Annotated in this window: 21 protein-coding genes; 12 read left to right on the plus strand and 9 right to left on the minus strand. The window is 60.2% G+C overall.

Translation table 11 applies throughout. The annotated features are described in order from the left end of the window. Positions 1-175: 175 nt before the first annotated feature. Entirely contained in the window at positions 176-1,321 is a 1,146-nt protein-coding gene (locus D8U73_RS04220; protein WP_056854155.1) for an MFS transporter, read from the plus strand. Here the strand turns inward: D8U73_RS04220 and D8U73_RS04225 are convergent. Then, the gene (locus D8U73_RS04225; protein WP_056854154.1) at positions 1,318-2,886 is read right to left on the minus strand and encodes a phospholipase D family protein; all 1,569 of its coding nucleotides are present in this window, start codon (positions 2,884-2,886) and stop codon (positions 1,318-1,320) included. The two genes, D8U73_RS04220 and D8U73_RS04225, sit on opposite strands and share 4 nt — an antisense overlap. Positions 2,887-2,946: 60 nt before the next feature. Then, complete coding sequence (locus tag D8U73_RS04230; RefSeq protein WP_056854153.1) at positions 2,947-4,377, minus strand: PLP-dependent aminotransferase family protein; 1,431 nt, start codon at positions 4,375-4,377, stop codon at positions 2,947-2,949. Between the two features lie 179 nt (positions 4,378-4,556). Between D8U73_RS04230 and D8U73_RS04235 the strand changes: the two genes are divergently transcribed. Continuing rightward, the gene (locus D8U73_RS04235; protein WP_056854152.1) at positions 4,557-4,802 is read left to right on the plus strand and encodes a DUF1127 domain-containing protein; all 246 of its coding nucleotides are present in this window, start codon (positions 4,557-4,559) and stop codon (positions 4,800-4,802) included. Between the two features lie 135 nt (positions 4,803-4,937). Here the strand turns inward: D8U73_RS04235 and D8U73_RS04240 are convergent, their stop codons facing one another. Then, entirely contained in the window at positions 4,938-6,230 is a 1,293-nt protein-coding gene (locus D8U73_RS04240; protein WP_056854151.1) for an FAD-binding oxidoreductase, read from the minus strand. Between the two features lie 146 nt (positions 6,231-6,376). On the opposite strand from D8U73_RS04240, the gene D8U73_RS04245 reads away from it, so the two are divergent. Continuing rightward, on the plus strand, positions 6,377-6,730 hold the full coding sequence (locus tag D8U73_RS04245) for a YkgJ family cysteine cluster protein (protein ID WP_056854150.1): 354 nt from the start codon (positions 6,377-6,379) through the stop codon (positions 6,728-6,730). A gap of 14 nt (positions 6,731-6,744) precedes the next feature. Here the strand turns inward: D8U73_RS04245 and D8U73_RS04250 are convergent, their stop codons facing one another. Continuing rightward, positions 6,745-7,233 (minus strand): Lrp/AsnC ligand binding domain-containing protein, encoded by a 489-nt coding sequence (locus tag D8U73_RS04250; RefSeq protein WP_007975155.1) that lies wholly within the window; start codon positions 7,231-7,233, stop codon positions 6,745-6,747. A gap of 157 nt (positions 7,234-7,390) precedes the next feature. Here D8U73_RS04250 and dadA point away from each other — a divergent pair, with 157 nt between their 5' ends. The 5 genes from dadA to D8U73_RS04275 all read left to right on the plus strand — a co-directional run bounded on the left by dadA (position 7,391) and on the right by D8U73_RS04275 (position 13,453). Then, positions 7,391-8,695 (plus strand): D-amino acid dehydrogenase, encoded by a 1,305-nt coding sequence (gene dadA, locus D8U73_RS04255; protein WP_056854149.1) that lies wholly within the window; start codon positions 7,391-7,393, stop codon positions 8,693-8,695. A 124-nt stretch (positions 8,696-8,819) separates the two neighbouring features. Next, the gene (alr, locus tag D8U73_RS04260; protein WP_056854148.1) at positions 8,820-9,893 is read left to right on the plus strand and encodes an alanine racemase; all 1,074 of its coding nucleotides are present in this window, start codon (positions 8,820-8,822) and stop codon (positions 9,891-9,893) included. A gap of 116 nt (positions 9,894-10,009) precedes the next feature. After that, a complete protein-coding gene (locus D8U73_RS04265) occupies positions 10,010-10,558 on the plus strand; it encodes a cupin domain-containing protein (protein WP_056854147.1) in 549 nt (182 codons plus the stop codon). Positions 10,559-10,740: 182 nt separating this feature from the next. Next, a complete protein-coding gene (locus D8U73_RS04270; RefSeq protein ID WP_056854146.1) occupies positions 10,741-11,154 on the plus strand; it encodes a c-type cytochrome in 414 nt (137 codons plus the stop codon). 376 nt (positions 11,155-11,530) lie between these two features. Then, positions 11,531-13,453: an acetyl-CoA hydrolase/transferase C-terminal domain-containing protein gene (locus D8U73_RS04275; protein ID WP_130903806.1), complete on the plus strand. Its 1,923-nt coding sequence runs from the start codon at positions 11,531-11,533 to the stop codon at positions 13,451-13,453. Between the two features lie 123 nt (positions 13,454-13,576). Here D8U73_RS04275 and D8U73_RS04280 read toward each other — a convergent pair whose 3' ends face one another. Then, a complete protein-coding gene (locus D8U73_RS04280; protein WP_130903807.1) occupies positions 13,577-14,149 on the minus strand; it encodes a xanthine phosphoribosyltransferase in 573 nt (190 codons plus the stop codon). Between the two features lie 56 nt (positions 14,150-14,205). Beyond that, a complete protein-coding gene (gene rep, locus D8U73_RS04285) occupies positions 14,206-16,215 on the minus strand; it encodes a DNA helicase Rep (protein WP_007975144.1) in 2,010 nt (669 codons plus the stop codon). Positions 16,216-16,478: 263 nt separating this feature from the next. On the opposite strand from rep, the gene D8U73_RS04290 reads away from it, so the two are divergent. Continuing rightward, positions 16,479-18,152: a bifunctional diguanylate cyclase/phosphodiesterase gene (locus tag D8U73_RS04290; protein ID WP_130903808.1), complete on the plus strand. Its 1,674-nt coding sequence runs from the start codon at positions 16,479-16,481 to the stop codon at positions 18,150-18,152. A gap of 132 nt (positions 18,153-18,284) precedes the next feature. Here D8U73_RS04290 and D8U73_RS04295 read toward each other — a convergent pair whose 3' ends face one another. Next, entirely contained in the window at positions 18,285-19,682 is a 1,398-nt protein-coding gene (locus D8U73_RS04295) for a NorM family multidrug efflux MATE transporter (protein WP_056854373.1), read from the minus strand. Positions 19,683-19,840: 158 nt separating this feature from the next. Between D8U73_RS04295 and D8U73_RS04300 the strand changes: the two genes are divergently transcribed. The 3 genes from D8U73_RS04300 (at position 19,841) to D8U73_RS04315 (ending at position 24,330) form a co-directional block, all read left to right on the plus strand. Further along, a complete protein-coding gene (locus tag D8U73_RS04300) occupies positions 19,841-20,761 on the plus strand; it encodes a LysR substrate-binding domain-containing protein (protein WP_056854142.1) in 921 nt (306 codons plus the stop codon). Positions 20,762-20,943: 182 nt separating this feature from the next. Next, entirely contained in the window at positions 20,944-22,920 is a 1,977-nt protein-coding gene (locus D8U73_RS04310) for a methyl-accepting chemotaxis protein (protein ID WP_130903809.1), read from the plus strand. A gap of 195 nt (positions 22,921-23,115) precedes the next feature. Beyond that, complete coding sequence (locus tag D8U73_RS04315) at positions 23,116-24,330, plus strand: aldose 1-epimerase family protein (protein ID WP_130903810.1); 1,215 nt, start codon at positions 23,116-23,118, stop codon at positions 24,328-24,330. Here D8U73_RS04315 and D8U73_RS04320 read toward each other — a convergent pair. Both D8U73_RS04320 and D8U73_RS04325 read right to left on the minus strand, forming a co-directional pair. Next, the gene (locus tag D8U73_RS04320; protein ID WP_056854139.1) at positions 24,327-25,820 is read right to left on the minus strand and encodes a YifB family Mg chelatase-like AAA ATPase; all 1,494 of its coding nucleotides are present in this window, start codon (positions 25,818-25,820) and stop codon (positions 24,327-24,329) included. The genes D8U73_RS04315 and D8U73_RS04320 overlap by 4 nt on opposite strands. Positions 25,821-26,053: 233 nt before the next feature. Further along, on the minus strand, positions 26,054-26,314 hold the full coding sequence (locus tag D8U73_RS04325; protein WP_130903811.1) for an accessory factor UbiK family protein: 261 nt from the start codon (positions 26,312-26,314) through the stop codon (positions 26,054-26,056). Between the last annotated feature and the right edge of the window lie 196 nt (positions 26,315-26,510).

Raw genomic sequence — 26,510 nt, forward strand, 5'->3', positions numbered from 1 at the left:
GGTCTGCCGCAGAAACAGGCCTCTCAAACGACGCAGATCCCTTGTGGGAGCGAGCCTGCTCGCGATAGCGGTGTGACAGTCGACGAAAATGTTGAATGTTCTACCGTCATCGCGAGCAGGCTCGCTCCCACAATGTTTTGTGCGGCACATAACAATATCCACAGGAGCGTGGAACATGCGTTGGGCGACGTATTTCGCCGTGTTGGCGTCTGTCTTGAGTGTTGGCCTGGCCCTGGGGGTCAGCATGCCGCTGGTGTCGTTTCGCCTGGAAGGCTGGGGTTATGGCTCGTTTGCCATTGGCGTGATGGCCGCGATGCCGGCCATTGGCGTGCTGTTGGGCGCGAAGATTTCCAGCCATCTGGCGGCGCGTCTGGGCACGGCCAATCTGATGCGTCTGTGCCTGTGGGCTGGCGCCGTGTCCATCGGTTTGCTGGCGCTATTGCCGAGCTACCCGATCTGGCTGGTGTTGCGCTTGATGATTGGCGTGATCCTGACCCTTGTATTCATCCTCGGTGAAAGCTGGATCAATCAACTGGTGGTCGAGCAGTGGCGCGGTCGATTGGTGGCGCTGTACGGCAGCAGTTATGCGCTGAGCCAACTGGCCGGGCCGATTTTGTTGGGTGTGCTGGGCACCGAGCACGATTATGGCTTCTGGGTCGGCGTCGGTTTGCTGGTGGCGGCCCCATTGCTGTTGTTGGGACGCAGCGGTGCGCCCAGCAGTGAAGCGTGCAGTGTGACCCTTGGCGATTTGCTGACCTTTTGCCGTGGCTTGCCGGCCATTGCCTGGGCGGTGTCGCTGTTCGCCGCTTTCGAAGCGATGATCCTGACGCTGTTGCCGGTGTATTGCCTGCGCCAGGGTTTCACCACGGAAATCGCCTTGGCCATGGTCAGCACGGTAGTGGTCGGTGATGCCTTGCTGCAATTGCCGATTGGCGCACTGGCGGATCGCGTGTCGCGGCGTTCTTTGTTCACCGGTTGCGCGGTCATTTTGCTGGTCTCGAGCCTGGCGATTCCGATGCTGATCGACACGCTGCTGATCTGGCCATTGTGGGTGCTGTTCGGCGCCAGTGCCGGTGGCTTGTTTACCTTGTCGTTGATCCTGATCGGCGAGCGTTATCGCGACGATGCACTGGTGCGCGCCAACGCGCATATCGCGCAATTGTGGGGCATTGGCTGCCTGCTTGGGCCATTGATCGCCGGTGCCGGGAGTCAGTGGATCAGCGGGCATGCGTTGCCATTGTTGATGGCGGCCGGGGCCTTTGGCCTGGTGATTCTGGTATCACGCCAAGGGGCGTTTGGCGCGGTGGCCGAGCCGGCCTAGAGCAACCGCTCCAGGCCAACTGTATTACTGAACCACGCGTTGAAGTGTCGCCACCAACTGCCCGGTTCCTTGGTCAAGGTGTGCATTTTGCCGTCGTCTTCGGTCACCCATACCACCTGGTCTTTTTCCAGTTTTACCTGATAACTCAGAGGTGGCGCCATGCCCTGTAAGGCCAGTTCGCGGACGCGGGCCGCCAGTTCTGGGCTGTCCACCAATACGCCGACTTCGGTGTTCCACAACACCGAACGCGGGTCGAAGTTGAATGAGCCGATGAAGGATTTCTTCTGATCGAAGACGATCGCTTTGCTGTGCAGGCTTGAGTCGGACTCACCATAAGACCTGCGGGAAAACAGGCGAGGGCCGCTACCGCTTTCATCGCCGGGCTGACGACGCAGCTCGAAAAGCTGCACGCCATGCTCCAAGAGTGCCTTGCGATACGGCGCATAGCCGCCATGCACCGCTGGCACGTCCGTGGCCTCCAGCGCGTTGGTCAGCAATCGCACCGACACCCCGGCATCGGCGCGGCCCGTGAGGTACACCAGCCCTGGTTCGCCAGGTACAAAGTATGCCGAAACCATGACCAGCTCTTTGCTGACGCCATTGAGTTCCGGTGCCAATTGAGTGGTCAGCAGCAATTGCGGATCGGGCTCACCTTTGGCCAGTACCTTGCTCGGCGCATCCCACAGCGCCTGGTTCCAGGCCCAGATCAGCTCTTTGCGCCAGATATCCAGACGCGGTTCGGTGGCGAACTTCATCAGCTGCTGATAGAGCGCGTGATTCTGCTTGCGCGACTCCTCCAGAGATTCTTCCAGCCGTGTGCGGGTGTTGGCCAGGTCCTGGGCAGTCGGCTTGCTCGATACGAACGCATCGATCGGTTTGCTCAGGGCGCTGTTCCAGTACTGGTCGAAACTGTGCCCCAACTGCTCAGCCACCGGGCCGACGCCCAGGATGTCGATGTCGGTGAAATTCAGATTGGGTTCGGCGTCGAAATACTCGTCCCCCAGATTGCGGCCGCCGACGATGGCCATGCTGGTATCGGCCAGCCACAACTTGTTGTGCATGCGCCGATGCTGCTGCGAGAGGTTGAACAACCGGCCCATGGTGCGTGTGACGCCAGTGCTGCGGCCCAAATGCAACGGATTGAACACGCGAATCTGGATCTGCGGATGTGCCGCCAGCGTGGCGATGGTGCGGTCCAGGCCGTCGCTGGTGGTGTCGTCGAGCAGAATGCGTACGCGCACGCCGCGATCGGCGGCCTTGAGCAATTCCTCCACCAGCATTCGCGTACTGATGCCGTCATGGACGATGTAGTACTGCAGGTCGAGGCTGCTTTGAGCGTTGCGAATCAATTCGGCGCGGGCGGTAAAGGCCTCGGTACTGTCGGACAACAGGCGAAATCCCGACTGTCCTTCATGGGAAGCCGCCTGGGCCTGGACCGAACGGCCAAACGCCGAGGCACTCGCCGGCAACGCCTGGCTCGGTTCGCGCTGCACATCGAAACTGGCGCAACCGCCGAGGAGCGACGCGAGCAACGCAAGAGCAAGCAGGGGCTGTCTGACTCTCACGTGGGCTCGTTCCGGTTGGCGGCAGATGTTGGCATATGGACGCTGATATCCGCAAAAAGGTCAGTCGGGCAATCCGTCGTCGGCCAGCAGCTTGATGGCGGCGGCGCCGACCTTGCGCACGGCTTCTTCAATCTGTGCCGTTGGTTTGGCAGCGTAGTTCATGCGCAGACAATTGCGGTACTTGCCGGATGCGGAAAAAATGCTGCCGACCGCAATCTGTACGCCCTGATCGTACAAGGCACGATTCAGTTTCAGTGTATCGAAGCCTTCCGGTAGTTCTACCCACAGCATGAAACTGCCTTGAGGGCGGCTGGCGCGGGTGCCGGCGGGAAAGTAACGGCTCACCCAATCGATCATCATGTCGCGATTACGCTGATATTGCGTGCGCATCCGCCGCAAATGCGGTTCGAAGTGTCCGCCCTTGAGGAATTCGGCAATGGCAATCTGCGGTTGCGGCGCGGTGGAACCGGTGCTGATGTATTTCATGTGCAACACCCGCTCCAGATACCGCCCCGGCGCGACCCAGCCAATGCGCAGCCCGGGCGCCAGGGTCTTGGAAAAGGAGCTGCACAGCAGGACGCGGCCATCCTCGTCGAAGGATTTGATCGTGCGCGGGCGTGGATAGGTATAAGCCAGTTCGCCATACACATCGTCCTCGATGATCGCCACATCGAAACGCTGTGCGAGCATCAGCAACGAACGTTTGCGCGACTCCGGCATGATGTAGCCCAGTGGATTGTTGCAGTTCGGCGTCAACTGGATGGCCTTGATCGGCCATTGCTCCAGCGCCAGCTCCAGTGCGTCCAGGCTTATTCCCGTGAGCGGGTCGGTGGGGATTTCCAGGGCTTTCATGCCCAGGCCCTTGAGGGTTTGCATGGCGCCGTGAAAGCTCGGCGAGTCCACGGCCACGATGTCTCCCGGCTCGCAGATGGCGCGGATGCTGGTGGACAGCGCTTCATGGCAACCGGTGGTTACGACCAGATCGCCCGGCCCCAACTGACAGCCGGAGTCGAGCATCAGGCGGGCGATTTGCTCGCGCAGTTCGAGGTTGCCGTGGATGTTGTCGTAATACAGGCCGGGCATGTCCTGTCGCCGGCTGATCCGCGCCAGGTCGCGCAGTAGCGGCTTCATGGTGGGCGAAGTGATGTCCGGCATGCCTCGCCCAAGCTGTACGACATCCTTGCGCGGTACCGCGCGGATCAGCTCCAGCACCTGATCCCATTGTGAGATGTCCACCGGGCGCTGGGCCGGGCGGCCCACCGCTGGCAGCTCCGGCAATTGGCGACTGGCTGGCACAAAGTACCCCGACTTGGGCCTCGGCATGGCCAGCCCGCTGTCCTCCAGTACCCGATACGCCTGTTGCACGGTACTCAAGCTGACCCCGTGTTCAACGCTTAACGCCCGCACCGACGGCAGTCGATCGCCGGGGCGATAGAAGCCCTGTTCGATCCGCGTACCGAGCAATTCGGCGAGATTGACGTAGAGGGTCATGGCGCAGCCTCGAGGTGATTGAGTCGGTTAACCAGTACAGATCAAGCAAAAATCTTCGATTCAGAGGTGAATTCAGTAAATCTGTATGGAGTTAATACAGTTGCTTTGAATCTGTAACGCTTTTCGTCGCCCGCGCATCATGGAATCTCTGGCTACCCAAGTAAACAGGAGCATTCAAAATGAACGGTTTGAGCGATGTGCGGCTGACGTTACACAGTCAGGAACTGGAGGCAGGGCAACAGGACAATTCGCGCCATGCGCTCAAGCGCAACGCGCCGTCCGGCCTGAGCCGCTGGGATCTGTTCTGGCAGCGCCTGCACACGCGCAAGGCGTTGCTGGCCCTGACGCCTGACCAGCTCAAGGATGTCGGGCTGACGCGGGAGCAGGCGCGGGAGGAGGGGCTCAAGCCGTTCTGGCGGATCTGAGTTTTTGTGGTGTTTTTTCGGGCCTCATCGCGGGCAAGCCTTGCTCCTACAGTTAGTGTTGATCTCAAGAGTGACGCATGACCTGTAGGAGCAAGGCTTGCCCGCGATGGCGTCGGCACCAACGCCATAAATGTCTCAGGCCAACTCTTTAAGCCGATGCCACAACATCCCCAATGCCAGCAACGGCGAACGCAAATGCTTGCCGCCCGGGAAGGTGATGTGCGGCACTTTGGCAAACAGATCAAACCCACCGCTGTGCTGACCACTGATAGCCTCGGCCAGCAGCTTCCCTGCCAGGTGCGTGGCGTTCACACCATGACCGGAGTAAGCCTGGGCGTAATACACGTTTGGTTGGTCCATGAGTCGGCCGATTTGCGGCAGTCGATTGGCGCCGATGCCGATCATGCCGCCCCATTGATAGTCGATCCTCACATCGCTCAGGCGGGGAAACACCTCCAGCATCTTTGGTCGCATATAGGCCGCAATGTCTTTCGGGTCGCGCCCGGAATAATGGCAGGCGCCACCAAACAGCAAGCGACGGTCCGCGGAGAGTCGGTAGTAATCCAGGGCCACCCGTTGATCACAGACCGCCATGTTCTGTGGCAGCAGGGCGTGGGCCAGCTCTTCGCTCAGGGGCTCGGTGGCGATGATGTAGCTGCCGGCGGGCAGCACTTTGCCGCTGAGTTGCGGATTGAGGCCGTTGAGATAGGCATTGCAGCCGAGTACCAGGGTTTTGGCGCGGACTGAGCCTTGGGCGGTATGGACCTTGACCTCGGGACCGTAGTCGATGCGGGTAACGGCGGATTGCTCGAAAAGTTGCACGCCCAGTTGCTGTGCAGCGGCTGCTTCGCCCAGCGCCAGGTTAAGCGGATGCAAATGGCCGGAGCCCATGTCGATCAAGCCGCCCACGTAGCGGTCGGAACCTACCACGGTGTGCATTTCATCAGGTTGCAGCAGCCGGGTTTCATAGCGGTAACCGAGGCTGCGCAACTCTGCGGCATCTTCGGCGAAGCCCTCGAGATCGCGGGGTTTGTTAGCCAGGTCGCAGTAGCCCCAGGTCAGGTCGCAGGGAATCTGGAATCGCTCGATTCGCTGTCGGACGATTTCCACGGCTTCCAGGCCCATCAGTTTCATCTGCCGTACGCCGTCGACGCCAATCACATTGGTGAACTGGTCGAGGCCGTGGCCGATCCCACGAATCAACTGGCCACCGTTGCGTCCGCTGGCTCCCCAGCCAATCTTGCGGGCTTCGAGCAGTACCACGCTGAGACCGCGCTCGGCCAACTCCAGCGCCGTGTTCAACCCCGAGAACCCACCGCCGACCACGCACACATCGGCCAGCACTTCACCGGCGAGCGCCGGATAATCCGGTTGCGGCAGGCTGCTGGCGGCGTAATAGGAGGCAGTGTGCTGGGCACGGGCGTTCATGCGCGTCATCCTGGTTTCTATGTTCAGAAAATTTGCCGGAGCATAAGCGGACCTACCCAGAGGGGCAACATTGGTCGGCCGGCACTGTCTGGATCAAGGCTTTTGCGTCAGAATCCGCATCTATTCCACCTTCGGTCGATGCTTCAATGAGTTGCAACAGCCAGAAAATCCGCACACTGCGCCAGCAGATCCCCTCGTTCGAGTGCGTGCCCGGTTGCCATGACTGCTGTGGGCCGGTGACCACCTCGCCGGAAGAAATGTCACGCCTGCCGCGCAAGACCCGGGCCGAGCAGGAAGCCGCCATGGATGAACTCAATTGCGTTCATCTCGGCCCGCACGGTTGCACGGTGTATGACGAGCGACCGCTGATCTGCCGGTTGTTCGGCACCACCAAGACCTTGCCATGTCCCAACGGGCGCGGGCCGGTCGAACTGATTCACCCGAGGGTCGAGAAACAGGTCTTTGAGTACATGGCCTCGAATCGGCAGGTGTTGGTTTAACAGATCGCAGCCTTTTAATCCGGAATCGGCAAGGTCAGGCTCTCTTTCACCTCTTCCATCACGATGTAGCTCTTGGATTCGCGCACATGCGGCAGCTTGAGCAGGATGTCGCCCAGCAGTTTGCGGTACGAGGCCATCTCGGAAATCCGCGCTTTCACCAGGTAGTCGAAATCCCCTGACACCAGATGACACTCCAGCACGTGCGGCAGCTTCAACACTGCACGTCGAAACTCTTCGAAAGTATCGCCGGATTTATAGTCGAGGCTGATCTCGACGAACACCAGCAGGCTGCCCTTCAAATGCTGCGGATTGAGCCGCGCGTTGTAGCCCATGATGATCCCTTCGCGCTCCAGGCGCCGGACCCGCTCGGTACAGGGCGTGGTCGAGAGCCCGACCTTTTCCCCCAGTTCGGTAAAAGAGATACGCCCGTCCGCTTGGAGAATCCGCAGAATATTGCGGTCGATCTTGTCCAGTTCCCGTTTGGTCTGAGTATTGGTACGCATAGGGGATGCGCCTCCGTGAAAAGGGTTTTTGCCGAGAATTGTCGCCAAATATAGGCGCTTATATAGTGAAAAGCACTGGCAAATCTTTTTTACACTGCGCACATCTGAAGCTCTGAACAACAAACGTCAGCGGTTTGCCGCGATGAGGGAAATAAAAATGCGCGTCATGGTCTTGGGTAGCGGCGTCATCGGTACCACCAGTGCTTACTATCTGGCGCGTGCCGGGTTTGAAGTGGTGGTGGTCGACCGGCAGCCAGCCGCTGCCATGGAGACCAGTTTCGCCAACGCCGGCCAAGTGTCGCCGGGTTATGCCTCGCCGTGGGCCGCGCCGGGCGTGCCGCTCAAAGCCATCAAGTGGCTGCTGCAGCGCCACGCCCCGCTGGCGATCAAGGCCACCGCCGACATCGATCAATACCTGTGGATGGCGCAGATGCTGCGCAACTGCACCGCCAGCCGTTACGCGGTGAACAAGGAGCGCATGGTCCGCCTGTCCGAGTACAGCCGTGATTGCCTCGACGAACTGCGTGCCGAGACCGGCATTGCCTACGAAGGCCGCAGCCTGGGTACCACCCAACTGTTCCGCACCCAGGCCCAACTGGACGGCGCGGCGAAAGACATCGCCGTGCTGAAAGAGTCCGGCGTGCCGTTCGAACTGCTCGACCGCGAAGGCATTGCCCGCGTTGAGCCGGCATTGGCCAGTGTCACCGACATTCTCGCCGGTGCCCTGCGCCTGCCGAATGACCAGACTGGCGACTGCCAGATGTTCACCACCAAGCTTGCCGAAATGGCGGCGAACCTCGGTGTGCAATTCCGTTTTGGCCAGGACATCCAGCGCCTCGACTTCGCCGGTGACCGCATCAACGGCGTGTGGATCGACGGCAAGCTGGAAACCGCCGACCGCTACGTGCTGGCACTCGGCAGCTACTCGCCGCAATTGCTCAAGCCGCTGGGGATCAAAGCGCCGGTGTACCCGCTCAAGGGCTACTCGCTGACCGTGCCGATCACCAACCCGGCGATGGCGCCGACGTCGACCATTCTCGACGAAACCTACAAAGTCGCGATCACCCGTTTCGACAACCGCATCCGCGTCGGCGGCATGGCGGAGATCGCCGGTTTTGACCTGTCACTGAACCCTCGTCGGCGCGAAACCCTGGAGATGATCGTCAATGACCTTTATCCTCAGGGCGGCAATCTGGCCGAAGCCAGTTTCTGGACCGGCCTGCGTCCGACCACGCCGGACGGTACCCCGATCGTTGGCGCCACCCCGTTCAAGAACCTGTTCCTGAACACCGGTCACGGCACTCTCGGCTGGACCATGGCGTGCGGTTCGGGTCGCTTGCTGGCGGACCTGATGGCCAAGAAAAAGCCACAGATCAGCGCCGAAGGCCTGGATATTTCCCGTTATGGCAACAAAACCCAAGAGACTGCAAAACATGTCAGTCCGGCGCCAGCTCACCAATGACACGATGAGCTCGCGGTTATAGCCGCTGCGCTTCAAGCCAGAGATTCCTCCCCCGGCGCTGGTAACGGTTCACGCCGTCCGCCAGTGCCGGTTCTTCGAAACGACCGACCAGAAGTCTGCCGCCATGCGCCCTGCCCGTGCCCTGATCGACCTCCAAGCCCTGCGTCACAACTACCAGATCGCCCGTGAAATCACCGGCGCCAAAGCCCTTGCGGTGATCAAGGCAGATGCCTACGGCCATGGCGCGGTGCGTTGCGCCCAGGCGCTGGAAGGCGAGGCGGACGGTTTTGCCGTGGCCTGTATCGAAGAGGCCCTGGAACTGCGCGCTGCGGGTATTCGCGCGCCGGTGTTGTTGCTGGAAGGTTTTTTCGAAGCCGATGAGCTGTCGCTGATCGTCGAGCATGATTTCTGGTGCGTGGTGCATTCGCTGTGGCAGCTCGAGGCGATCGAAAAGGCTGCGCTGAACAAGCCGATCATCGTCTGGCTCAAACTCGATTCGGGCATGCACCGGGTGGGCCTGCATCCGAAGGATTATCAAGCAGGCTATCAACGGCTGCTGGCCAGCGGCAATGTCGCGAAAATCGTGCTGATGAGCCACTTCGCCCGTGCCGATGAATTGAACAGCCAGGCCAGTGTCGAGCAGGCGGCGGTATTCGAAGCGGCGCGCCAGGGCTTGTCCGCTGAAATCAGCCTGCGTAACTCGCCGGCTGTGCTGGGCTGGCCGCAGATTCCCAGTGACTGGGTTCGCCCGGGCATCATGCTCTACGGCGCCACGCCTTTTGAGGAGGCCAACACCGTGGCCTCGCGCCTGCAACCGGTGATGACCCTGGAGTCGAAAGTGATCTGCGTGCGTGAACTGCCTGCTGGCGAGCCGATTGGTTATGGGGCGAAATTCATTACTCCAAAACCGATGCGCGTCGGCGTGGTGGCCATGGGTTACGCCGATGGTTACCCACGCCTGGCGCCAACCGGCACTCCGGTGCTGGTGGCTGGGCAGCGCAGCCAGTTGATCGGTCGGGTGTCGATGGACATGTTGTGTGTCGACCTGACCGATATCCCGCAAGCGGGACTGGGCTCGACCGTCGAGTTGTGGGGCAAAAACATCCTGGCCAGCGACGTGGCCATTGCCGCCGGCACGATTCCTTATCAGATCTTCTGCAACCTGCGTCGGGTGCCGATGCTCTATTCCGGGGACTGAAGCGCCGGAAGTCGCTTCGCCGAACAGGATTCAGGTCAAAGTGTTGTAAATACTGAACGCTGTCGCCATGATAACGCTCAATATTCCAACAAACTGAATCCCTGGAGGCTCCTGCATTGGACGTCGGCGAACGACTGCAATCGATCCGTAAGCTCAAAGGTCTTTCCCAGCGTGAGCTCGCCAAGCGTGCGGGCGTCACCAACAGCACCATTTCGATGATCGAGAAAAACAGCGTCAGCCCCTCGATCAGCTCGCTGAGGAAAGTGTTGGGCGGGATTCCCATGTCCATGGTCGAGTTCTTTTCCGAAGAAATCCTGCAGGAAATACCGACTCAGATCGTCTACAAGGCCAACGAGCTGATCGATATTTCCGATGGCGCCGTGACCATGAAACTGGTCGGCCGGGCACACCCGAGCCGGGCTATCGCGTTCCTCAATGAAATCTACCCGCCAGGCGCCGACACCGGTGAGGAGATGCTCACCCATGAGGGCGAGGAAACCGGAATTCTGGTGGAAGGTCGACTGGAGCTTGTCGTCGGGCTTGAAACTTTTGTGCTCGAAGCGGGCGATAGCTACTACTTTGAAAGTACCAAGCCGCATCGTTTCCGAAATCCGTTCGACGCGCCGGCGCGACTAATCAGCGCAGCTACACCGGCAAACTTTTAAGAAAAGAGGCGCCCTGCCAGCATGGCCGAGGCACCCGAGCCGTTTTACCGTTGCACAACAAGACCCCTTCGACTTTGGGGTTGTTTCAGTGTCGCGGGCTTACCGCTATACTTGCGCCCGCCTGCGAACCGTGGCCGTAGGCGTGACTAGCCACCATTGAGGGTGAACGCGTGAATCTAATTATGAAAATGCTGGCCGTACCAGCAACCGTATTGGCCCTCTGGGCTGTCAGCGCTCAAGCTGCGACGAACGACGAAATTGCCAAACGCCTCGAGCCAGTCGGCCAGGTGTGTGTTCAAGGTAAAGAGTGCAAGGGCATGGAAGTAGCCGCTACTGCCGGCGGCGGTGGTGGTGCTAAAGCGCCTAAAGATGTGATTGCCAAGCACTGCAACGCTTGCCACGGTACCGGCCTGCTGGGTGCGCCGAAAATCGGCGACAAGGCTGCCTGGAAAGAGCGTGCCGATCACCAGGGCGGCCTCGACGGCATCCTGGCCAAAGCCATTACCGGTATCAACGCGATGCCGCCTAAAGGCACTTGCGCCGATTGCACCGATGACGAACTCAAAGGCGCGATCAAAGAGATGTCCGGTCTGTAACAGCCCGACTCTGACGCCAAAAAGCCGCTTGCGAGCGGCTTTTTTGTGCCTGCGATTGCAAATAAACCGCGCCCTCCCTGTAGGAGCGAGCCTGCTCGCGAAAAAACCAACAGACGCAACGGGGCATCAGACACTCCGCGTTATCGTTGACGACCATCGCGAGCAGGTGGTTTGCGCCGTGCACAAAAACTGCGGCGAACATCAAAACCTGTGGGAGCGCGGCTTGCCCGCGATGACGTCGGCACAAACAACATCCTTGCTGCCTGACACTCCGCTATCGCCAGCAGGCTGGCTCCCACTTTAAAGACTGTTCATTGCAGCAAAGACCCGGCAAGCTCGGTCCAACCCCACGTCATGGAATGTAAGGGAGGATCGGATGGTGCAGCTGTGTTCTATCGAGCAAGCAGTCGACGATGTACTGGCGCGGTTGCCAGCGCATATTCACATGGGCCTGCCCCTGGGCCTGGGCAAGCCCAACCATTTCGTCAACGCGCTGTATCGGCGCGTGGCGCAGTTGCCGCAGCGGCAGCTGACGATCTACACCGCGTTGTGCCTTGGTCGCCCGCCATTGGGCGACGGCTTGCAAAAGCGCTTTCTCGAGCCCTTCATCGAAAATGTCTTCGGCGATTATCCGGAACTGGAGTTTCTAGCCGATCTGCGCCGCGACAGCTTGCCGGTCAATATCCGCATCCAGCAGTTCTTCATGCAACCTGGCAGCCTGCTCAACAGCGCAGCGGCGCAGCAGGATTACGTCAGCAGCAATTACAGTCACGCGGCTCGGGACATCAACGCCGCCGGGTTGAACCTGGTGGCGCAACTGGTTGCCAGCCACGCTGATCATCCCGATCGCTTGAGTCTGAGCTGCAACCCGGACATCACCCTCGACCTGTTGCCGATGATCGCCAGGCGCCGGGCTGCCGGCCAGACCATTCTGATGGTCGGCCAGGTGCATAACGATTTGCCCTACATGCCCGGTGATGCCGAAGTCGGGATCGATACGTTTGACCTTTTGATTGACGAGAAAGACAACACAACCCTGTTCTCGACGCCGAACATGCCGGTGGGTTTGCAGGATCATCTGATCGGCCTGCATGCCAGCACACTGGTGCGCGATGGCGGTACTTTGCAGATCGGCATCGGTTCCATGGGCGACGCGCTGACGGCGGCGTTGCTGGCGCGCCAAGCCGACAACGACGGTTACAAGGCAGTGTTGGCGGATGTAAATCTCAGCCAGTGGGCGCAACTGATCGAGCGCGAAGGCGGCATCGAGCCATTCGCCAGAGGCCTTTACGGTTGCAGCGAAATGTTCGTCAACGGCCTGCTGGTGCTGGCCGATGCGGGCATCGTGCGGCGCAAGGTGTACCCCGATGTGCCGACCCAGCAGCAGGCGAATGCCGGCACCCTCGACGAAGCGGCGCAAACCGATGGCATCTCGGTCCACGGCGGTTTCTTTCTCGGGCCGCGCAGTTTCTATGAGCGCTTGCGTGAGTTGCCGCAAAACAAGCGGCTCGAATTCAACATGACCCGCATCAGCTACATCAACGAGCTATACGGTCAGGAAGAACTCAAGCGTTTGCAGCGCCTCGATGCGCGGTTCATCAACACGGCGTTTACCGTGACCCTGCTGGGGGCTGCCGTGGCGGATCAGCTCGAAGACGGGCGCGTGCTCAGCGGCGTAGGCGGGCAGTACAACTTTGTGGTGCAGGGTCATGCACTGCAAGGCGCGCGCTCGGTGTTGCTGCTGCGCAGCTGGCGCGAGTCGGGGGGCGAGGTCAGTTCGAACATTGTTTGGGAGTACGGCCACTGCACCATTCCGCGGCATCTGCGCGATATTGTGGTCACCGAATACGGCATTGCCGATCTTCGCGGCAAAACCGATGCAGCAGTGATCGAAGCCTTGCTCAATATCAGTGACTCACGCTTTCAGCCCGGGCTGATCGAACAGGCGCAAAAGGTTGGCAAGCTACCGAAGGATTTCCACCTCGATCCGCGCTTTACCGACAACCGCCCTGAACGTTTGCAGGCGATCGCCGCGCGGCATGCGCCGCTGTTTCCCGAGTATCCGTTGGGCTGTGATTTCACCGAGGTGGAGCGGGACGTGTTGCGGGCGCTGAACTGGTTGAAGAGCAAGTTCAAGCTGAGCGAGATTCTGGAGTTGGGTAAGGCTGCGCTGGATGCACCCGAGGCTTCGACATTTCCCGGACACCTGGAGCGGATGCAGCTGAGCCAGCCGGAAGGGTTGAAAGAAGACCTTTATCAACGCCTCCTGCTAACCGGCCTGAAGGCTACCGCGCAATAGCTGCCACCCAACACAACTGTGGGAGCTGGCCTGCCAGCGATGAGGCCCTGACATTCAACATCTTCGTTGGCTGTCTGGCCGCCATCGCTGGCAAGCCAGCTCCCACAGTGATTTGCGGTGTGGTTATTCGATGAAGGTCACAACGCCATCTTTCAGCGACTTGACGCGCGCCAGCGATTCCACGCGATAGCCCTGAGAATCCAACTCGGCACGCCCACCCTGGAACGATTTCTCGATCACGATGCCCAGGCCGGCTACGGTCGCGCCAGCCTGCTTGATGATCGAGATCAGCGCCTGGGATGCCTTACCGTTGGCCAGAAAGTCATCGATGGTCAGCACGCGGTCGCTGCTGGTCAGGTGGCGCGGGGAGATCGCCACGGTGCTTTCGGTCTGCTTGGTGAACGAGTAGACGGTCGCCGACAGCAGGTTTTCGGTCAGGGTCAGGGACTGGTGCTTGCGGGCGAAAATCACCGGTACACCGAGGTTCAGGCCGGTCATGATCGCCGGTGCAATGCCCGAGGCTTCGATGGTGACGATCTTGGTGATGCCCGAGTCCTTGAACAGCGAGGCGAACTCGTCGCCGATCAGCTTCATCAGGGCCGGGTCGATCTGGTGGTTCAGAAAGGCGTCGACTTTCAGGACCTGGTCGGAAAGCACGATGCCTTGTTCACGAATTTTCTGGTGCAGTGCTTCCATGAAGCTGTCCTCTGTTGGCGCCTTTTGCGCCGAAGGTGTCAATAAAAGTGTCAATTCTAGCGCTTTAACATCGCGCGTATATCCGCCAATGCGTTGTTTCCGCGCACGGCTTTGACTTCGGTCGGGGTATCGTCGTTGCCTTCCCAGGCGAGGTCGTCCGGTGGCAACTCATCGAGGAAGCGGCTCGGCGCGCAATCGATGATCTCGCCGTACTGCTTGCGCTTGGCAGCGAAGGTAAAGGCCAGGGTCTGGCGCGCGCGGGTGATGCCCACGTAGGCCAGGCGGCGTTCCTCTTCGATGGTATCGGCTTCGATACTGGAGCGGTGCGGGAGGATTTCCTCTTCCATGCCCATGATGAACACGTAGGGGAATTCCAGGCCCTTGGAGGCGTGCAAGGTCATCATCTGCACGCCTTCGGCGCCGTCTTCTTCTTCCTGCTGGCGCTCGAGCATGTCGCGCAAGACCAGTTTGCCGATGGCGTCCTCGACGGTCATCTCGCCTTCTTCGTCCTTCTCCAGGGTGTTTTTCAACGCCTCGATCAGGAACCAGACGTTGCCCATGCGGTAGTCGGCGGCCTTGTCGCTGGAGCTGTTGGTGCGCAGCCAGTTCTCGTAGTCGATGTCCATGACCATGCTGCGCAGCGCCGAGATCGGATCTTCGCCGGCACACTGCTCGCGGACCCTGTCCATGAAGCGCTTGAAACGCGACAGGCGATCGGTGAAGCGGCTGTCCAGGTGCTCACCCAGGCCGATTTCGTCGGTGGCGGCGTACATCGAGATCTTGCGCTCGGTCGCATAGTTGCCGAGTTTTTCCAGGGTGGTCGAGCCGATCTCGCGACGCGGCACGTTGATCACCCGCAGGAAGGCGTTGTCGTCATCCGGGTTCACGATCAGGCGGAAGTAGGCCATCAGGTCCTTCACTTCCTGACGTCCGAAAAAGCTGTTGCCACCCGACAAACGATACGGCACCTGATGGTGCTGCAATTTCAGCTCGATCAGCTTGGCCTGGTAGTTGCCGCGATAGAGGATTGCGAAATCGCTGTACGGACGGTCGGTGCGCAAGTGCAGGCTGAGGATTTCCATGGCCACGCGCTCGGCTTCGGCGTCCTCGTTGCGGCAGCGGATCACGCGGATCTCGTCGCCGTGGCCCATTTCACTCCACAGCTGCTTTTCAAATTCGTGCGGGTTGTTCGAAATCAGCACGTTGGCGCAGCGCAGGATGCGGCTGGTGGAGCGGTAGTTCTGCTCCAGCATCACCACTTTCAAGGACGGGTAGTCTTCCTTGAGCAGCATCAGGTTTTCCGGGCGAGCGCCGCGCCAGGCGTAGATCGACTGGTCGTCGTCGCCCACCACGGTGAACTGGTTGCGCTTGCCAATGAGCATTTTCACCAGCAAATACTGGCTGGCGTTGGTGTCCTGGTACTCGTCCACCAGCAGGTAGCGCACCTTGTTCTGCCACTTTTCCAGGATGTCGGCATGTTCTTCGAACAGTTTTACCGGCAGCAGGATCAGGTCGTCGAAGTCCACCGCGTTGAACGCCTTGAGCGTGCGCTGGTAGTGGGTGTAGACGATGGCAGCGGTCTGCTCTTTGGGGTTACGCGCGTTTTCCAGGGCCTGGGCCGGCAGGATCAGGTCGTTTTTCCAGGCGCCGATCATGTTCTTGATCTCGTCGACACCGTCGTCGCCCGAGTATTCCTTCTGCATGATATCGGTCATCAGGGCCTTGACGTCGGTCTCGTCGAAGATCGAGAAGCCCGGCTTGTAGCCCAGCCGCACGTGTTCCTTGCGGATGATGTTCAGGCCCAGGTTGTGGAAGGTGCAGACCGTCAGCCCGCGACCTTCACCGGCACGCAGCAGGGTGCCGACCCGTTCCTTCATCTCGCGGGCGGCCTTGTTGGTAAAGGTCATGGCGACGATGTACTGGGCGCGGATGCCGCAGTTCTGGATCAGGTGCGCGATTTTGCGCGTGATCACGCTGGTCTTGCCGGAGCCTGCACCGGCGAGCACCAAAAGAGGGCCGCCGACGTAGCTCACGGCTTCTTGCTGCCGGGGATTGAGTCGGGACATAGGTAAATTCAGGAGTCAGTCACGAAATGGGCCGGCATTTTAACAGGCTCAGCAAATTGTGCTGCTCTCTCCGACTTGTGACGCAACACGCGATCTCTAATTGCCGCTTTTGTTACTTTCACGCAGGATGCGCAACGGATTTGCGTCTAATGTTCGTAATTCCGGATACAAAGACCTCGTTTGATAACTGATGTCATTGTCATTAGTTGTCGGCACGGCATAATGCCCGTCGCCTACATCTTTGCAGAGTCTAGGGAGCTAGCTTGTCTACGCCTGTCGAACCCTTGCGTTTGCTGCTACTGGCCGAAGAGCCAGCGTGGGCAGCGTTGTTGCGCGAGTGTCTGGCTCCGATGGGGAGCTCGGCCGTGCTCATCAGCGCGCCGAGTTGGGAGTCGGTCAGCAGCCTGTTCGATGACAACCGCAGTGCGGTGTTATTGACGATCCCGGCTCTTCAGCCGGCGCCGGGCCGTTGCTGTCTGCCGACGGTGTTGCTGCTTGAGCACGAGCCGCTCACACCGCCCGACGGCGTCAGCGACTGGCTGGTTCGCGACCATCTCGACCCCGGCATGCTGCGCCGGTGCTTGCGGCATGTGCGCGAGCGGGGCGTGCTGGAAACCACTTTGCAACGCCTGGCCGAACAAGATCCGCTCACCGGCATTGCCAATCGCCAGGGTTTCCAGACCTTGCTGACGGCGCGCCTGGCGGAAAACGACGGTCGCGGTCTGGCGCTCGGGCATCTCGACCTCGATAACTTCCGTCATGCCAACGACGCCCTTGGCCATCAGGCGGGCGACCGGTTGATCCTGCAAGTGGTCGCCCGGCTCAAAAGCCAGCTCGAAGCCGGTGATCAACTGGCGCGGCTGGGCAGCGATGAGTTCGCGCTGCTGATCGACACCCGCCGCGCCCCTCAACGCGCCGAGTGGATGGCCGAACGCATCACCGAAGCGCTGGCCGAGCCCTACTGGGTCGACGGCGAAAGCCTGTTGATCGGTTCCAGCCTGGGCATCGCCCATGCCCGTGCCCAAGCCGGTGCCGACCCGTTGATGTGGCACGCGCACATTGCCATGCAGCAGGCCAAGAGCACTCAAGGCTGCACCTTCCACATCTTCAACGAACGCATCAATCGCAATGCCCGCAGCATTGCCGATCTCGAAACCGAGCTGCGCCGGGCGTTGCGCCGCGATGAGCTGGAGCTGCACTACCAGCCACGCCTGAACCTTGAGGACGGGCAGATCGTCGGTCTCGAAGCGCTCGTGCGCTGGCGTCACGCTGAACGCGGGTTGTTGCCGCCAAGCGAATTCGTGCCGCTGGCCGAACAAAGCGGCCTGATCGTGCCGCTGGGTTACTGGGTGATTTCCCGTGCCCTGCGTGACATGCAGGCATTGCTGGAGCTGGGTTTGCCGCCGTTGCACATGGCGATCAACTTGTCGTTCCGTCAATTCCAGGACAGCCAGTTGCTTTCGACCTTGAGCCGGTTGATTGCCGAGCGCGGCGTCGAGGCACAGTGGCTGGAATTCGAATTGACCGAAACCGCGGTGATGCGTCGTAGCGATCTGGTGAAGCAAACCATGGATGCCCTCGGGCGTCTGGGCGTGCGCTTCTCCCTCGACGACTTCGGCACCGGGTTCTCATCGTTCGTGCACCTCAACAGCCTGCCGATCACTTTGCTGAAGATCGACAAGAGCTTTGTCGGCGGCATGGAACAGCGCGAAGAGAACCGCAAACTGGTCCACGCGATGATCAACCTGGCGCACAACCTCAATCTCGAAGTCGTCGCCGAAGGCGTGGAAACGCCAGAGCAACTGGAATTGTTGCGCGGGTTCGAATGCGATCAAGTGCAGGGCTATCTGATCAGCAAGCCGTTGGCGCTGGCGGATCTGGTGGAGTACCTGATGTTTGGTAGCAGTCAGCAGCCGGCGCTGGAAGTGGTGGTGTAACCGTTTGCAGGAACGCGCTTTGGGTGGCGAGGGAGCTTGCTCCCGCTGGGTCGCGCAGCGACCCCAAAAGCTTTGCGACAGCAGCGCAGCCGAGCGGGAGCAAGCGCCCTCGCCACACAATCCCCGGGGATTTCAGTCAGGTTGAGCCATCCGGAAACCTTCCTCAAGTGTTGGCTCCCGCCGAATCATCCGCTTCATCTTCCACTCAAACGCCAGCGTCAAACTGACCGCCGCGCAAGCCAGTCCCAGCGCCAGGCCCCACCAGACGCCCGTCGGCCCCCAGTTCAAATGGAACGCCATCCACCATGCGGCCGGTGCGCCGATCAGCCAATAGCATCCCAGGCCGACCAGGAACGTGGTCTTGGCATCCTTGAGCCCGCGAATGCAGCCCATGGCAATGGTTTGCGTGCCGTCGAACAGCTCGAACCACGCCGCTACCGCCAAGAGGCTCACGGCCAGATTGATGACTTCACGGAACGCCGGGTCGTTGTGGTCCAGGAACAGGCCGATCAACTGATTCGGCAGCAGCCAGAAGACCATTGCGAAACACAGCATCGCCGCCGCACCGAAGGCGATGCCGACCCGGCCGGCCAGTCGCGCATCGAGCAATTGCCCGGCGCCGTAATGCTGACCGATGCGCATGGTGATGGCGTAGGAGATGCCCGCCGGGACCATGAACGCCACCGAGACGATTTGCAGGGCGATCTGGTGCGCCGCCAGTTGGGTGCTGCCCATGGTGCCCATGCACAACGCCGCGAACGCAAACAGTCCGACTTCCACTGCATAGGTGCCGCCAATCGGCAGACCCAGTCGCCACAGCTCCTTCAAATACTGTCGGTTGAGCCGCAGCAACCCCTGGCGCAGCGGATACGCCTCGTACGCAGGATGCCGGCGAATGTGCCATGCCAGCGCCAGGGCCATGAGGTTGGCGACAATCGCGGTGACCAGGCCGATGCCCATCAAACCGAGTTTCGGCAGGCCGAACATGCCGGTGATCAACGCGTAGTTGAGCAGGAAGTTGGCCACCGTGCCGCCCAGGCTGATAACCATCACCGGTGTCGCGCGGCCGATGGCGCTGGTGAAGCCGCGCAAGGCCATGAAACTCAGATAACCGGGCAGGGCGAACGGCAAAAAGATCAGAAATTGCCCCGCCGCTTGTACGTTGCTTTCGGTCTGGCCGAACAGCAGCAACACCGGTTTGAGGTTCCACAGCAGTAACCCGGCGCCCAGCGCCATCAGCCAGGCCAACCACACTCCGGCCTGGGTCAGTCGGGCCGCGCCAAGAATGTCGCCCGCGCCCTGACGGATCGCCACCAGTGTGCCGACCGCCGCGATCACGCCAATGCAGAAAATCGACACGAACGAATAGGTCGCCGCACCCAGCCCGCCACCGGCCAGCGCCTCGGGACTCAGGCGGGCCATCATCAAGGTGTCGGTGAGCACCATCAGCATGTGCGCCAACTGTGAGGCAATCAACGGCCCCGCCAGCCGCAGGATGGCCCAGAGTTCAGTACGTGCTGGATGCTGCATGGTCATCAGGCTCGATCATCAACGTGAAGAGGAAAGCACCGATTCTCGGCGCTTCACGGGGTTTGCACAAAGGGATAAAAAGGATGGATGGCATGATTCAAACTCATGCTGCAGAGTTTCTGCTAGGGTGGCCAAGTCCCGCTGTAGGAGCATTCCCAATGTCACGTCGTCTTCCTCCCTTGTATGCCCTGCGCGCATTCGAAGCGGCGGCGCGGCATAGTTCGTTTACCCGCGCAGCCGAAGAGCTGTCGATTACCCAAAGCGCAGTCAGCCGGCATATTCGTACGCTCGAAGAGCATTTTGCCTGCCGCTTGTTTCATCGCAGTGGCCGCAACCTGCAACTGACCGAATCGGCGCGACTGATCCTGCCGGGCATACGCGAGGGCTTCACAGCACTTGAGCGAGCCTGCAATACCCTGCGCGCCGAAGATGACATCCTGCGCATGAAGGCGCCGTCGACCCTGACCATGCGCTGGCTGCTGGCGCGGCTCAGTCGATTTCGGCACCTGCAACCGGGTAATGAAGTGCAATTGACCAGTGCCTGGATGGACGTTGATTCGGTGGATTTCAACCATGAACCGTTCGACTGCGCTGTCATCCTCAGCAACGGGAACTTTCCTCCGGACTGGGAGGCAAGTTTCCTGTTCCCTGAAGAACTCATTCCTGTGGGCGCACCGAATCTTCTGAAGGATCAACCCTGGGACGTAGCGCGTCTGGCCAGTGCCGAACTCTTACATCCAACGCCCGATCGGCGCGACTGGCGCAATTGGCTGGAGCATATGGGCTTGACTGATCAAGTGTCGCTCAAGGGTGGGCAGGTCTTCGACACGCTGGAGTTGGGCATGATCGCCGCCGCGCGAGGATACGGTGTTTCCATGGGGGATCTGCTGATGGTGGCGGAAGATGTCGCCCAGGGGCGGTTGAGTCTGCCGTGGCCGACGGCCGTCGCCAGCGGTGAGCATTATTACCTTGTCTGGCCGAAAACGCGCCCGGGAGGCGAACGTTTGCGCCGTCTTGGCGACTTCCTGCAGAGCGAAGTACGAGCCATGGAATTGCCGGATGTCCACCGATTGAGCTGAATCGATAGAGCTGCCTGGGTGATGGCTTTAAGCTATATCCCGGCGAATTACTCAAGTATCTCGATTTGCCGCCGAAAATCTGCATGTTAGGACCTTCGTGCAGGTTCGACATATTGTCCATTATTAGAAATGTTGCTGAGCATTGGGGTCGGGATGATCCAGTCGCTCGGCCAGGAGCTGTCATGTCTCAACCTCGTGCCCGGATCGCCTCACAGCTTGGTCTCGCGCTTGCCGTGATACTGGCCATTGTCATCACCGGCAGTACTTTGTTCGCCCTGCGTTCGCTGGACACGGCCAACCTGGCGACCCGCGAAGAGCACTTGGCCAGTGAGGCCCGATTGCTGGCCGATCAGTTGAGTACTTTCCACGGCACATTGCGCGAAAGCACCCAACGCCTGGCAGGGCTGTTCGAGAAGCGCTTCAGCGCGGGCCTTACCGTGCACCCGGATGAACCGGTGAATGTGGCGGGCACGCAGACGCCGGGCCTGCACCTGGGAAGCGAAGTGCTCAACAACAACTTCAAGGAAGTTGATGAGTTCAAGCAGATGACCGCGGGTGTGGCCACGGTGTTCGTGCGCAGCGGCGAAGAATTCATTCGCGTCAGCACCAACGTCACCAAGCAGGACGGCAGCCGCGCCATCGGTACGGTGCTCGATCATGCGAACCCGGCCTATGCTCGATTGATGGCGGGGCAGAGCTTCGTCGGTCGATCCCTGCTTTTTGAACGTTTTTACATGTCGCAGTACACGCCGCTGCGTGACAGCAGCGGCAAGGTGTTCGCGGTGTTGTACGTAGGTTTTGATTACACCGATGCGCAGAAGGCCCAGTTCGAAAACCTCAAGCGCTTCCGCATCGGCCAGACCGGTTCGCTGGCGCTGCTGGATGAGCAAAACAAATGGCTGGTGCCGATTGCCGGTGTAGAAGCCCTGGACCAGGCTGTCCCGGCCATCAATGCGCTGGCGAAAACCCCGGGTAAAGGCGAGTTCTGGAGCGACAAGACCGAAGACTTCTACAGCATCGCCGTGCCGTTCGAGGGGGGGCCGTGGTCGGTGGTGGCGAGCATGCCGAAAACCGAAATCAGCGCCGTGACCTGGAGCGTCGGTATTCAGTTGGCAATCGGCAGTTTGCTGGCGATGCTGATTGCGGTGGGTTCGGCGGTCTGGTTATTGCGCAGCAAACTCGCGCCGTTGGGTGATCTGGTGCGTCAGGCCGAAGCATTGGGTGCCGGTGATTTGAGCGTGCGCTTGAACGTGTCGAGCAACGACGAGATCGGTCAACTGGCCCGCGCCTTCAACCAAATGAGCCAGGCGCTGTCGACGATGGTCGAGCACATCCGCAAGGCCTCGGTAGAGGTCAACAGTCGTGCCCAGGCGCTCTCGGGGCTGTCCGGTGGTGCCTACGAAGGCATGGAGCAGCAGTCGGGCGAGATCACCAGCATGGCCGGTGCCGTCGAAGAATTCAGCGCCACGTCCCTGAACATCGCCGACAACATGGGCAACACCCAGCGTCTGGCTCAGGAAAATGCGCAACAGACGCAAATCGGTCGAACGTCGATGGATGAAGCGTCCTCGTCTCTGGAGCAAATCGCCGGGGCGTTGAACAGCACTGCAACGGTGATCAACACCCTGGGTCAGCGCTCCCAGGAAATCGGCGGCATCGTCGGCGTGATTACCTCGATTGCCGAACAGACCAACCTGCTGGCGCTGAACGCGGCGATCGAAGCCGCCCGCGCCGGCGAGCAGGGTCGTGGCTTTGCCGTGGTGGCCGACGAAGTCCGTAACCTGGCATCCCGTACCCGCCAGGCGACTGACGAAATCTCCGGCATGATCCAGAGCATCCAGCAGGAAACCGGCAATGCCATCAGCACCATGGAGCAGGGCAACGTGCTGATGCAGGAAGGCTTGTCGCGTAACGCCAACGTCGCTACGGCATTGGCGCGCATCGACGAACAAAGTCGCTCGGCCGGCCAGCAATTCGCTGCGATCACCACGGCGACCCAAGAGCAGAGCAGCACCGCGACCTTGCTCAGCAGCAATTTGCAGAGCATTGCGTTGGCCAACAGTGAACAGCGTGAAGTGGTGGCCAATCTGGCAGTGACCGCCAAAGAGCTGGAGAAACTGGCGGCGGATCTGCGTTCCGAGGTTGATCGGTTTCGGTGAGGTGTTGCTGACATAGACTTTGCGTGCGAACTCGCCCTCACACCGTCCGTATTACACAGGATAGGGTGAGGGCCTGCTCGCGAAGGCATCAGTGTCGATTGTTGAGTTATCGCAGCGTCAAACCTGTTTTTCTTACTTGCTGAAACGTTTCCGCAGCGCTATAAAAATGGCACAACTCCAATAAAGGCTGCTGCCATGTCCCCGCTTAAACTTGCCGTCGCCCTCGGCGCGCTGTCCGCTGCTACCCACGCCATGGCCTGGGACTACGTCCTTCTCGATGCTGACAAGCCCGCGCAAAACTGGACCATCACCAGTGAGCAGCTTGGCGTGAAAACCGATAAACCCTTTTCCGTGAGCCTGCGCACGTTGCACGGTGGGCGGCAGGAAGGTGTCAGCATCGTTGATATCGATAACGGCACAATGAAACTCTCGGTGGTGCCGACCCGGGGCATGAATGTCCTGCACGCCTCTGTTGGCAACGTGCGCATGGGTTGGGATTCGCCCGTCAAGGACGTGGTCAACCCGGCCTTCATTGAACTCAGCGGGCGCGGTGGTCTGGGCTGGCTGGAAGGCTTCAATGAACTGGTGACCCGCTGCGGTTACGAATGGGTCGGCCATCCCGGCATGGACAATGGTGAGCTGCTGACGTTGCACGGTCGCGCTGCCAACATCCCGGCCAGTACCGTCACGCTGCACATCGACGAAAAACCACCCTACGCCATCAGCCTTCGCGGCGAGCTGAAAGAGCAGGCCTTCAAGAAAGTCGACTTTTCGGTTGTCACTGAACTGGTCACCCAGCCCGGCAGCGTGCGTTTCGTACTCAACGATACGCTGACCAACAACGGCGATTATCCAAAGGAATACCAGACGCTTTACCACAGCAACTTCAGTAGGCCGTTCCTTGAGCAGGGCGCACGTTTTGCCGCGCCGGTTAAACAGGTTTCGCCCTTCAACGACAAGGCCAAGGGCGATTTGGCGGACTGGAATACATATCGCGGGCCGACCAAGGATTACGACGAAACCGTCTATAACGTCGTGCCCTATGCTGACGCCAAAGGCGAAACCCTGACTGTTTTGCACAACCAGGCTGGAAGCCTCGGTGTTTCCGTTGGCTTCAATACCCAGCAGTTGCCCGTATTTTCCCTTTGGAAAAACACCGATACCCAAGGGCAGGGCTATGTCACCGGCCTTGAACCGGGTACCAGTTTTTCCTACAACCGTCGCTATCAGCGACCGCTAAATCTGGTGCCTACCATTGCATCGAAGGAACACAAACAGTTTCAGATCAGCTACAGCCTGCTCGCGGACAAAGACGCTGTGGATAACGCCTTGAAGCGTGTGACCGAGATTCAGGCCGGGAGAGAAACCGAATTGCGGCAGACACCGCTGGTTGACCTGACCGAACATTAAGGCGTCGCTGGCCGGTATTGCAGCGCTTCGGCAAGGTGCTCACGTTTGATGGTATCGACTTGCTCAAGGTCGGCCAGTGTCCGGGCGACCTTGAGTAAACGATGCGCCGAACGCAGCGACAATGTCAGCCGTTCACAGGCTGACTCCAGCCATTTCTCATCAGCTGTGGATAACTGGCAGTGTCGCTTCAGCCCCGGCAGATCGAGAAACGCGTTGGCACAACCCTGGCGTTTCTGCTGTCGTTCTCGAGCCTCTGCCACCAAAGCAGCGGCGCTGGCACTGTCTTCTCCAGGCTTCACCTGCGGGTTCAACGCCGTCGCTTCACGCGCCACCGTCAGGTGTAGATCGATTCGGTCGAGCAGCGGTCCTGACAACTTGTTGCGATAGCGCTGCACCATGTCCGGCGTGCACGAACACTTGCCGCTCGGCTCGCCAAGATATCCGCAGGGGCACGGATTCATCGCCGCTACCAACTGGAAGCGTGCCGGAAAACGTACGCGATCCTTGGCCCGGGCAATGACGATATGCCCGGACTCCAGCGGCTCGCGTAATACCTCCAATACCTTGCGATCAAATTCCGGCAGTTCGTCCAGAAAAAGCACGCCGTGGTGGGCCAGGGTTATTTCGCCGGGTTGCGGTTTCGAGCTGCCACCAACCAAGGCTGGCCCCGATGCCGAGTGGTGCGGTTGACGGAATGGGCGCTGCGGCCAATGAGTCAGCGGCGCGCCACTGGCAACTGACTGAATTGCCGCCACCTCCAAAGCCTCGCTCTCGGCCAGGGGTGGCAGCAGCCCCGGCAACCGGCTGGCCAACAATGTTTTACCGGTTCCCGGAGGCCCGTTGAACAACAGGTTATGCGCCCCCGCAGCAGCAATCAGCAATGCCCGTTTGGCAGCCAGTTGCCCCTGCACTTCATTCAAGTCGGGATAAGGCTTGCTGGCATGCATCAACCCGTCAGACACATACGGCTCAACCGGCGTATGCCCGTTGAAATGCGCCACCGCTTCCAGCAAATGATCCACGGCGTAGACCTTCAACCCCGAGGCCAGACACGCCTCCTCGGCATTCGCTCGCGGTACCACCAGCGCACGACCAGCCTTGCGCGCCGCCAGTGCTGCCGGCAGCACGCCGCGTACCGGCCGTACCGCTCCTGACAACGCCAACTCGCCCAAGCATTCCACCTCGTCCAGTGTCAGACATGGCACCTGCACACTCGCCGACAGAATCCCCAAAGCAATCGCCAGATCAAACCGCCCGCCATCCTTGGGCAGATCCGCCGGAGCCAGATTCAAGGTGATCCGCCGCGCCGGAAACTGCAGCCCGGAATTGATGATCGCGCTGCGCACCCGATCCTTGCTCTCCTTCACCGCCGCCTCGGGCAGCCCGACCATGGTCAGGGAGGGCAAGCCATTGGCCAGATGGACTTCGACGGTGACAGCGGGGGCTTCCACGCCAATCTGGGCGCGACTGTGGACGATGGAGAGGGACATGGTGTTCCTTGAAATGTACAGGGGCCGCTTCCTGCGGTTCTTCAAGGGTAGTCAGGAGATGAGAGTTTCGCGTGGCGGGAGTGAAGGCAAAATTTCACGGGATGTTGCGAGCCATTCTGGGATGCCGGGTTTGGGATCAATAGATCGGAGCCTGCAGCAGCTCCTGCAAGCGAAGCGGAAGGTTGTTCCGACCTTCAATCGCGAGCAGGCTCGCTCTTACAGGGCTTGCGGCGTCACTCGGCTGGAGGAGTGAGCCTCGCTTCCAGTTCCGCAACCTTCGCTTCAAGCGCTTCCAACCGTGCCCGCGTGCGCGCCAGCACCACCATCTGGCTATCAAACTCTTCGCGACTCACCAGATCCAGTTTGCTGAAGCCGCTCTGCAGCAACATTTTGAACTGACTTTCGATTTCAGCTTTCGGCAGAGGCGTGTCGCCACTGAAGAGGCGGGAGGCGGTGCCGGTCAGGGCGTCGAGGAAGTCTTTGGGCGCGAGCATGGGAAGAGGTCCTGATAACAATGGCAGGCAGTGTATCACGCAGTGTCTATAGTCATTTTCGTGGGCAATGGATGCACGCTTTTCGCGCATGCGGACGGACGGCATCGCACCGTTGTTGTGCGTATCGCGTCGGGCGTTGTGGTGATGATCTGGTCATCTGCGAGCAAGGGCTTGAAAACAGAGGATTTTGCGGAGA

The organism is Pseudomonas sp. Sample_22 (assembly GCF_004307635.1).
Taxonomy (GTDB): domain Bacteria; phylum Pseudomonadota; class Gammaproteobacteria; order Pseudomonadales; family Pseudomonadaceae; genus Aquipseudomonas.

Bases quoted from the DNA above. Each gene is read 5' to 3' on its own strand.
- D8U73_RS04220 (WP_056854155.1), top strand. From the start codon at position 176: ATGCGTTGGGCGACGTATTTCGCCGTGTTGGCGTCTGTCTTGAGTGTT.
- D8U73_RS04230 (WP_056854153.1), bottom strand. From the start codon at position 4,377: ATGACCCTCTACGTCAATCTCGCCGAATTGCTCGGTACGCGGATCGAA.
- D8U73_RS04235 (WP_056854152.1), top strand. From the start codon at position 4,557: ATGAACGGTTTGAGCGATGTGCGGCTGACGTTACACAGTCAGGAACTG.
- D8U73_RS04240 (WP_056854151.1), bottom strand. From the start codon at position 6,230: ATGAACGCCCGTGCCCAGCACACTGCCTCCTATTACGCCGCCAGCAGC.
- D8U73_RS04245 (WP_056854150.1), top strand. From the start codon at position 6,377: ATGAGTTGCAACAGCCAGAAAATCCGCACACTGCGCCAGCAGATCCCC.
- D8U73_RS04250 (WP_007975155.1), bottom strand. From the start codon at position 7,233: ATGCGTACCAATACTCAGACCAAACGGGAACTGGACAAGATCGACCGC.
- dadA (WP_056854149.1), top strand. From the start codon at position 7,391: ATGCGCGTCATGGTCTTGGGTAGCGGCGTCATCGGTACCACCAGTGCT.
- alr (WP_056854148.1), top strand. From the start codon at position 8,820: ATGCGCCCTGCCCGTGCCCTGATCGACCTCCAAGCCCTGCGTCACAAC.
- D8U73_RS04270 (WP_056854146.1), top strand. From the start codon at position 10,741: ATGAAAATGCTGGCCGTACCAGCAACCGTATTGGCCCTCTGGGCTGTC.
- D8U73_RS04275 (WP_130903806.1), top strand. From the start codon at position 11,531: ATGGTGCAGCTGTGTTCTATCGAGCAAGCAGTCGACGATGTACTGGCG.
- D8U73_RS04280 (WP_130903807.1), bottom strand. From the start codon at position 14,149: ATGGAAGCACTGCACCAGAAAATTCGTGAACAAGGCATCGTGCTTTCC.
- rep (WP_007975144.1), bottom strand. From the start codon at position 16,215: ATGTCCCGACTCAATCCCCGGCAGCAAGAAGCCGTGAGCTACGTCGGC.
- D8U73_RS04295 (WP_056854373.1), bottom strand. From the start codon at position 19,682: ATGCAGCATCCAGCACGTACTGAACTCTGGGCCATCCTGCGGCTGGCG.
- D8U73_RS04300 (WP_056854142.1), top strand. From the start codon at position 19,841: ATGTCACGTCGTCTTCCTCCCTTGTATGCCCTGCGCGCATTCGAAGCG.
- D8U73_RS04310 (WP_130903809.1), top strand. From the start codon at position 20,944: ATGTCTCAACCTCGTGCCCGGATCGCCTCACAGCTTGGTCTCGCGCTT.
- D8U73_RS04315 (WP_130903810.1), top strand. From the start codon at position 23,116: ATGTCCCCGCTTAAACTTGCCGTCGCCCTCGGCGCGCTGTCCGCTGCT.
- D8U73_RS04320 (WP_056854139.1), bottom strand. From the start codon at position 25,820: ATGTCCCTCTCCATCGTCCACAGTCGCGCCCAGATTGGCGTGGAAGCC.
- D8U73_RS04325 (WP_130903811.1), bottom strand. From the start codon at position 26,314: ATGCTCGCGCCCAAAGACTTCCTCGACGCCCTGACCGGCACCGCCTCC.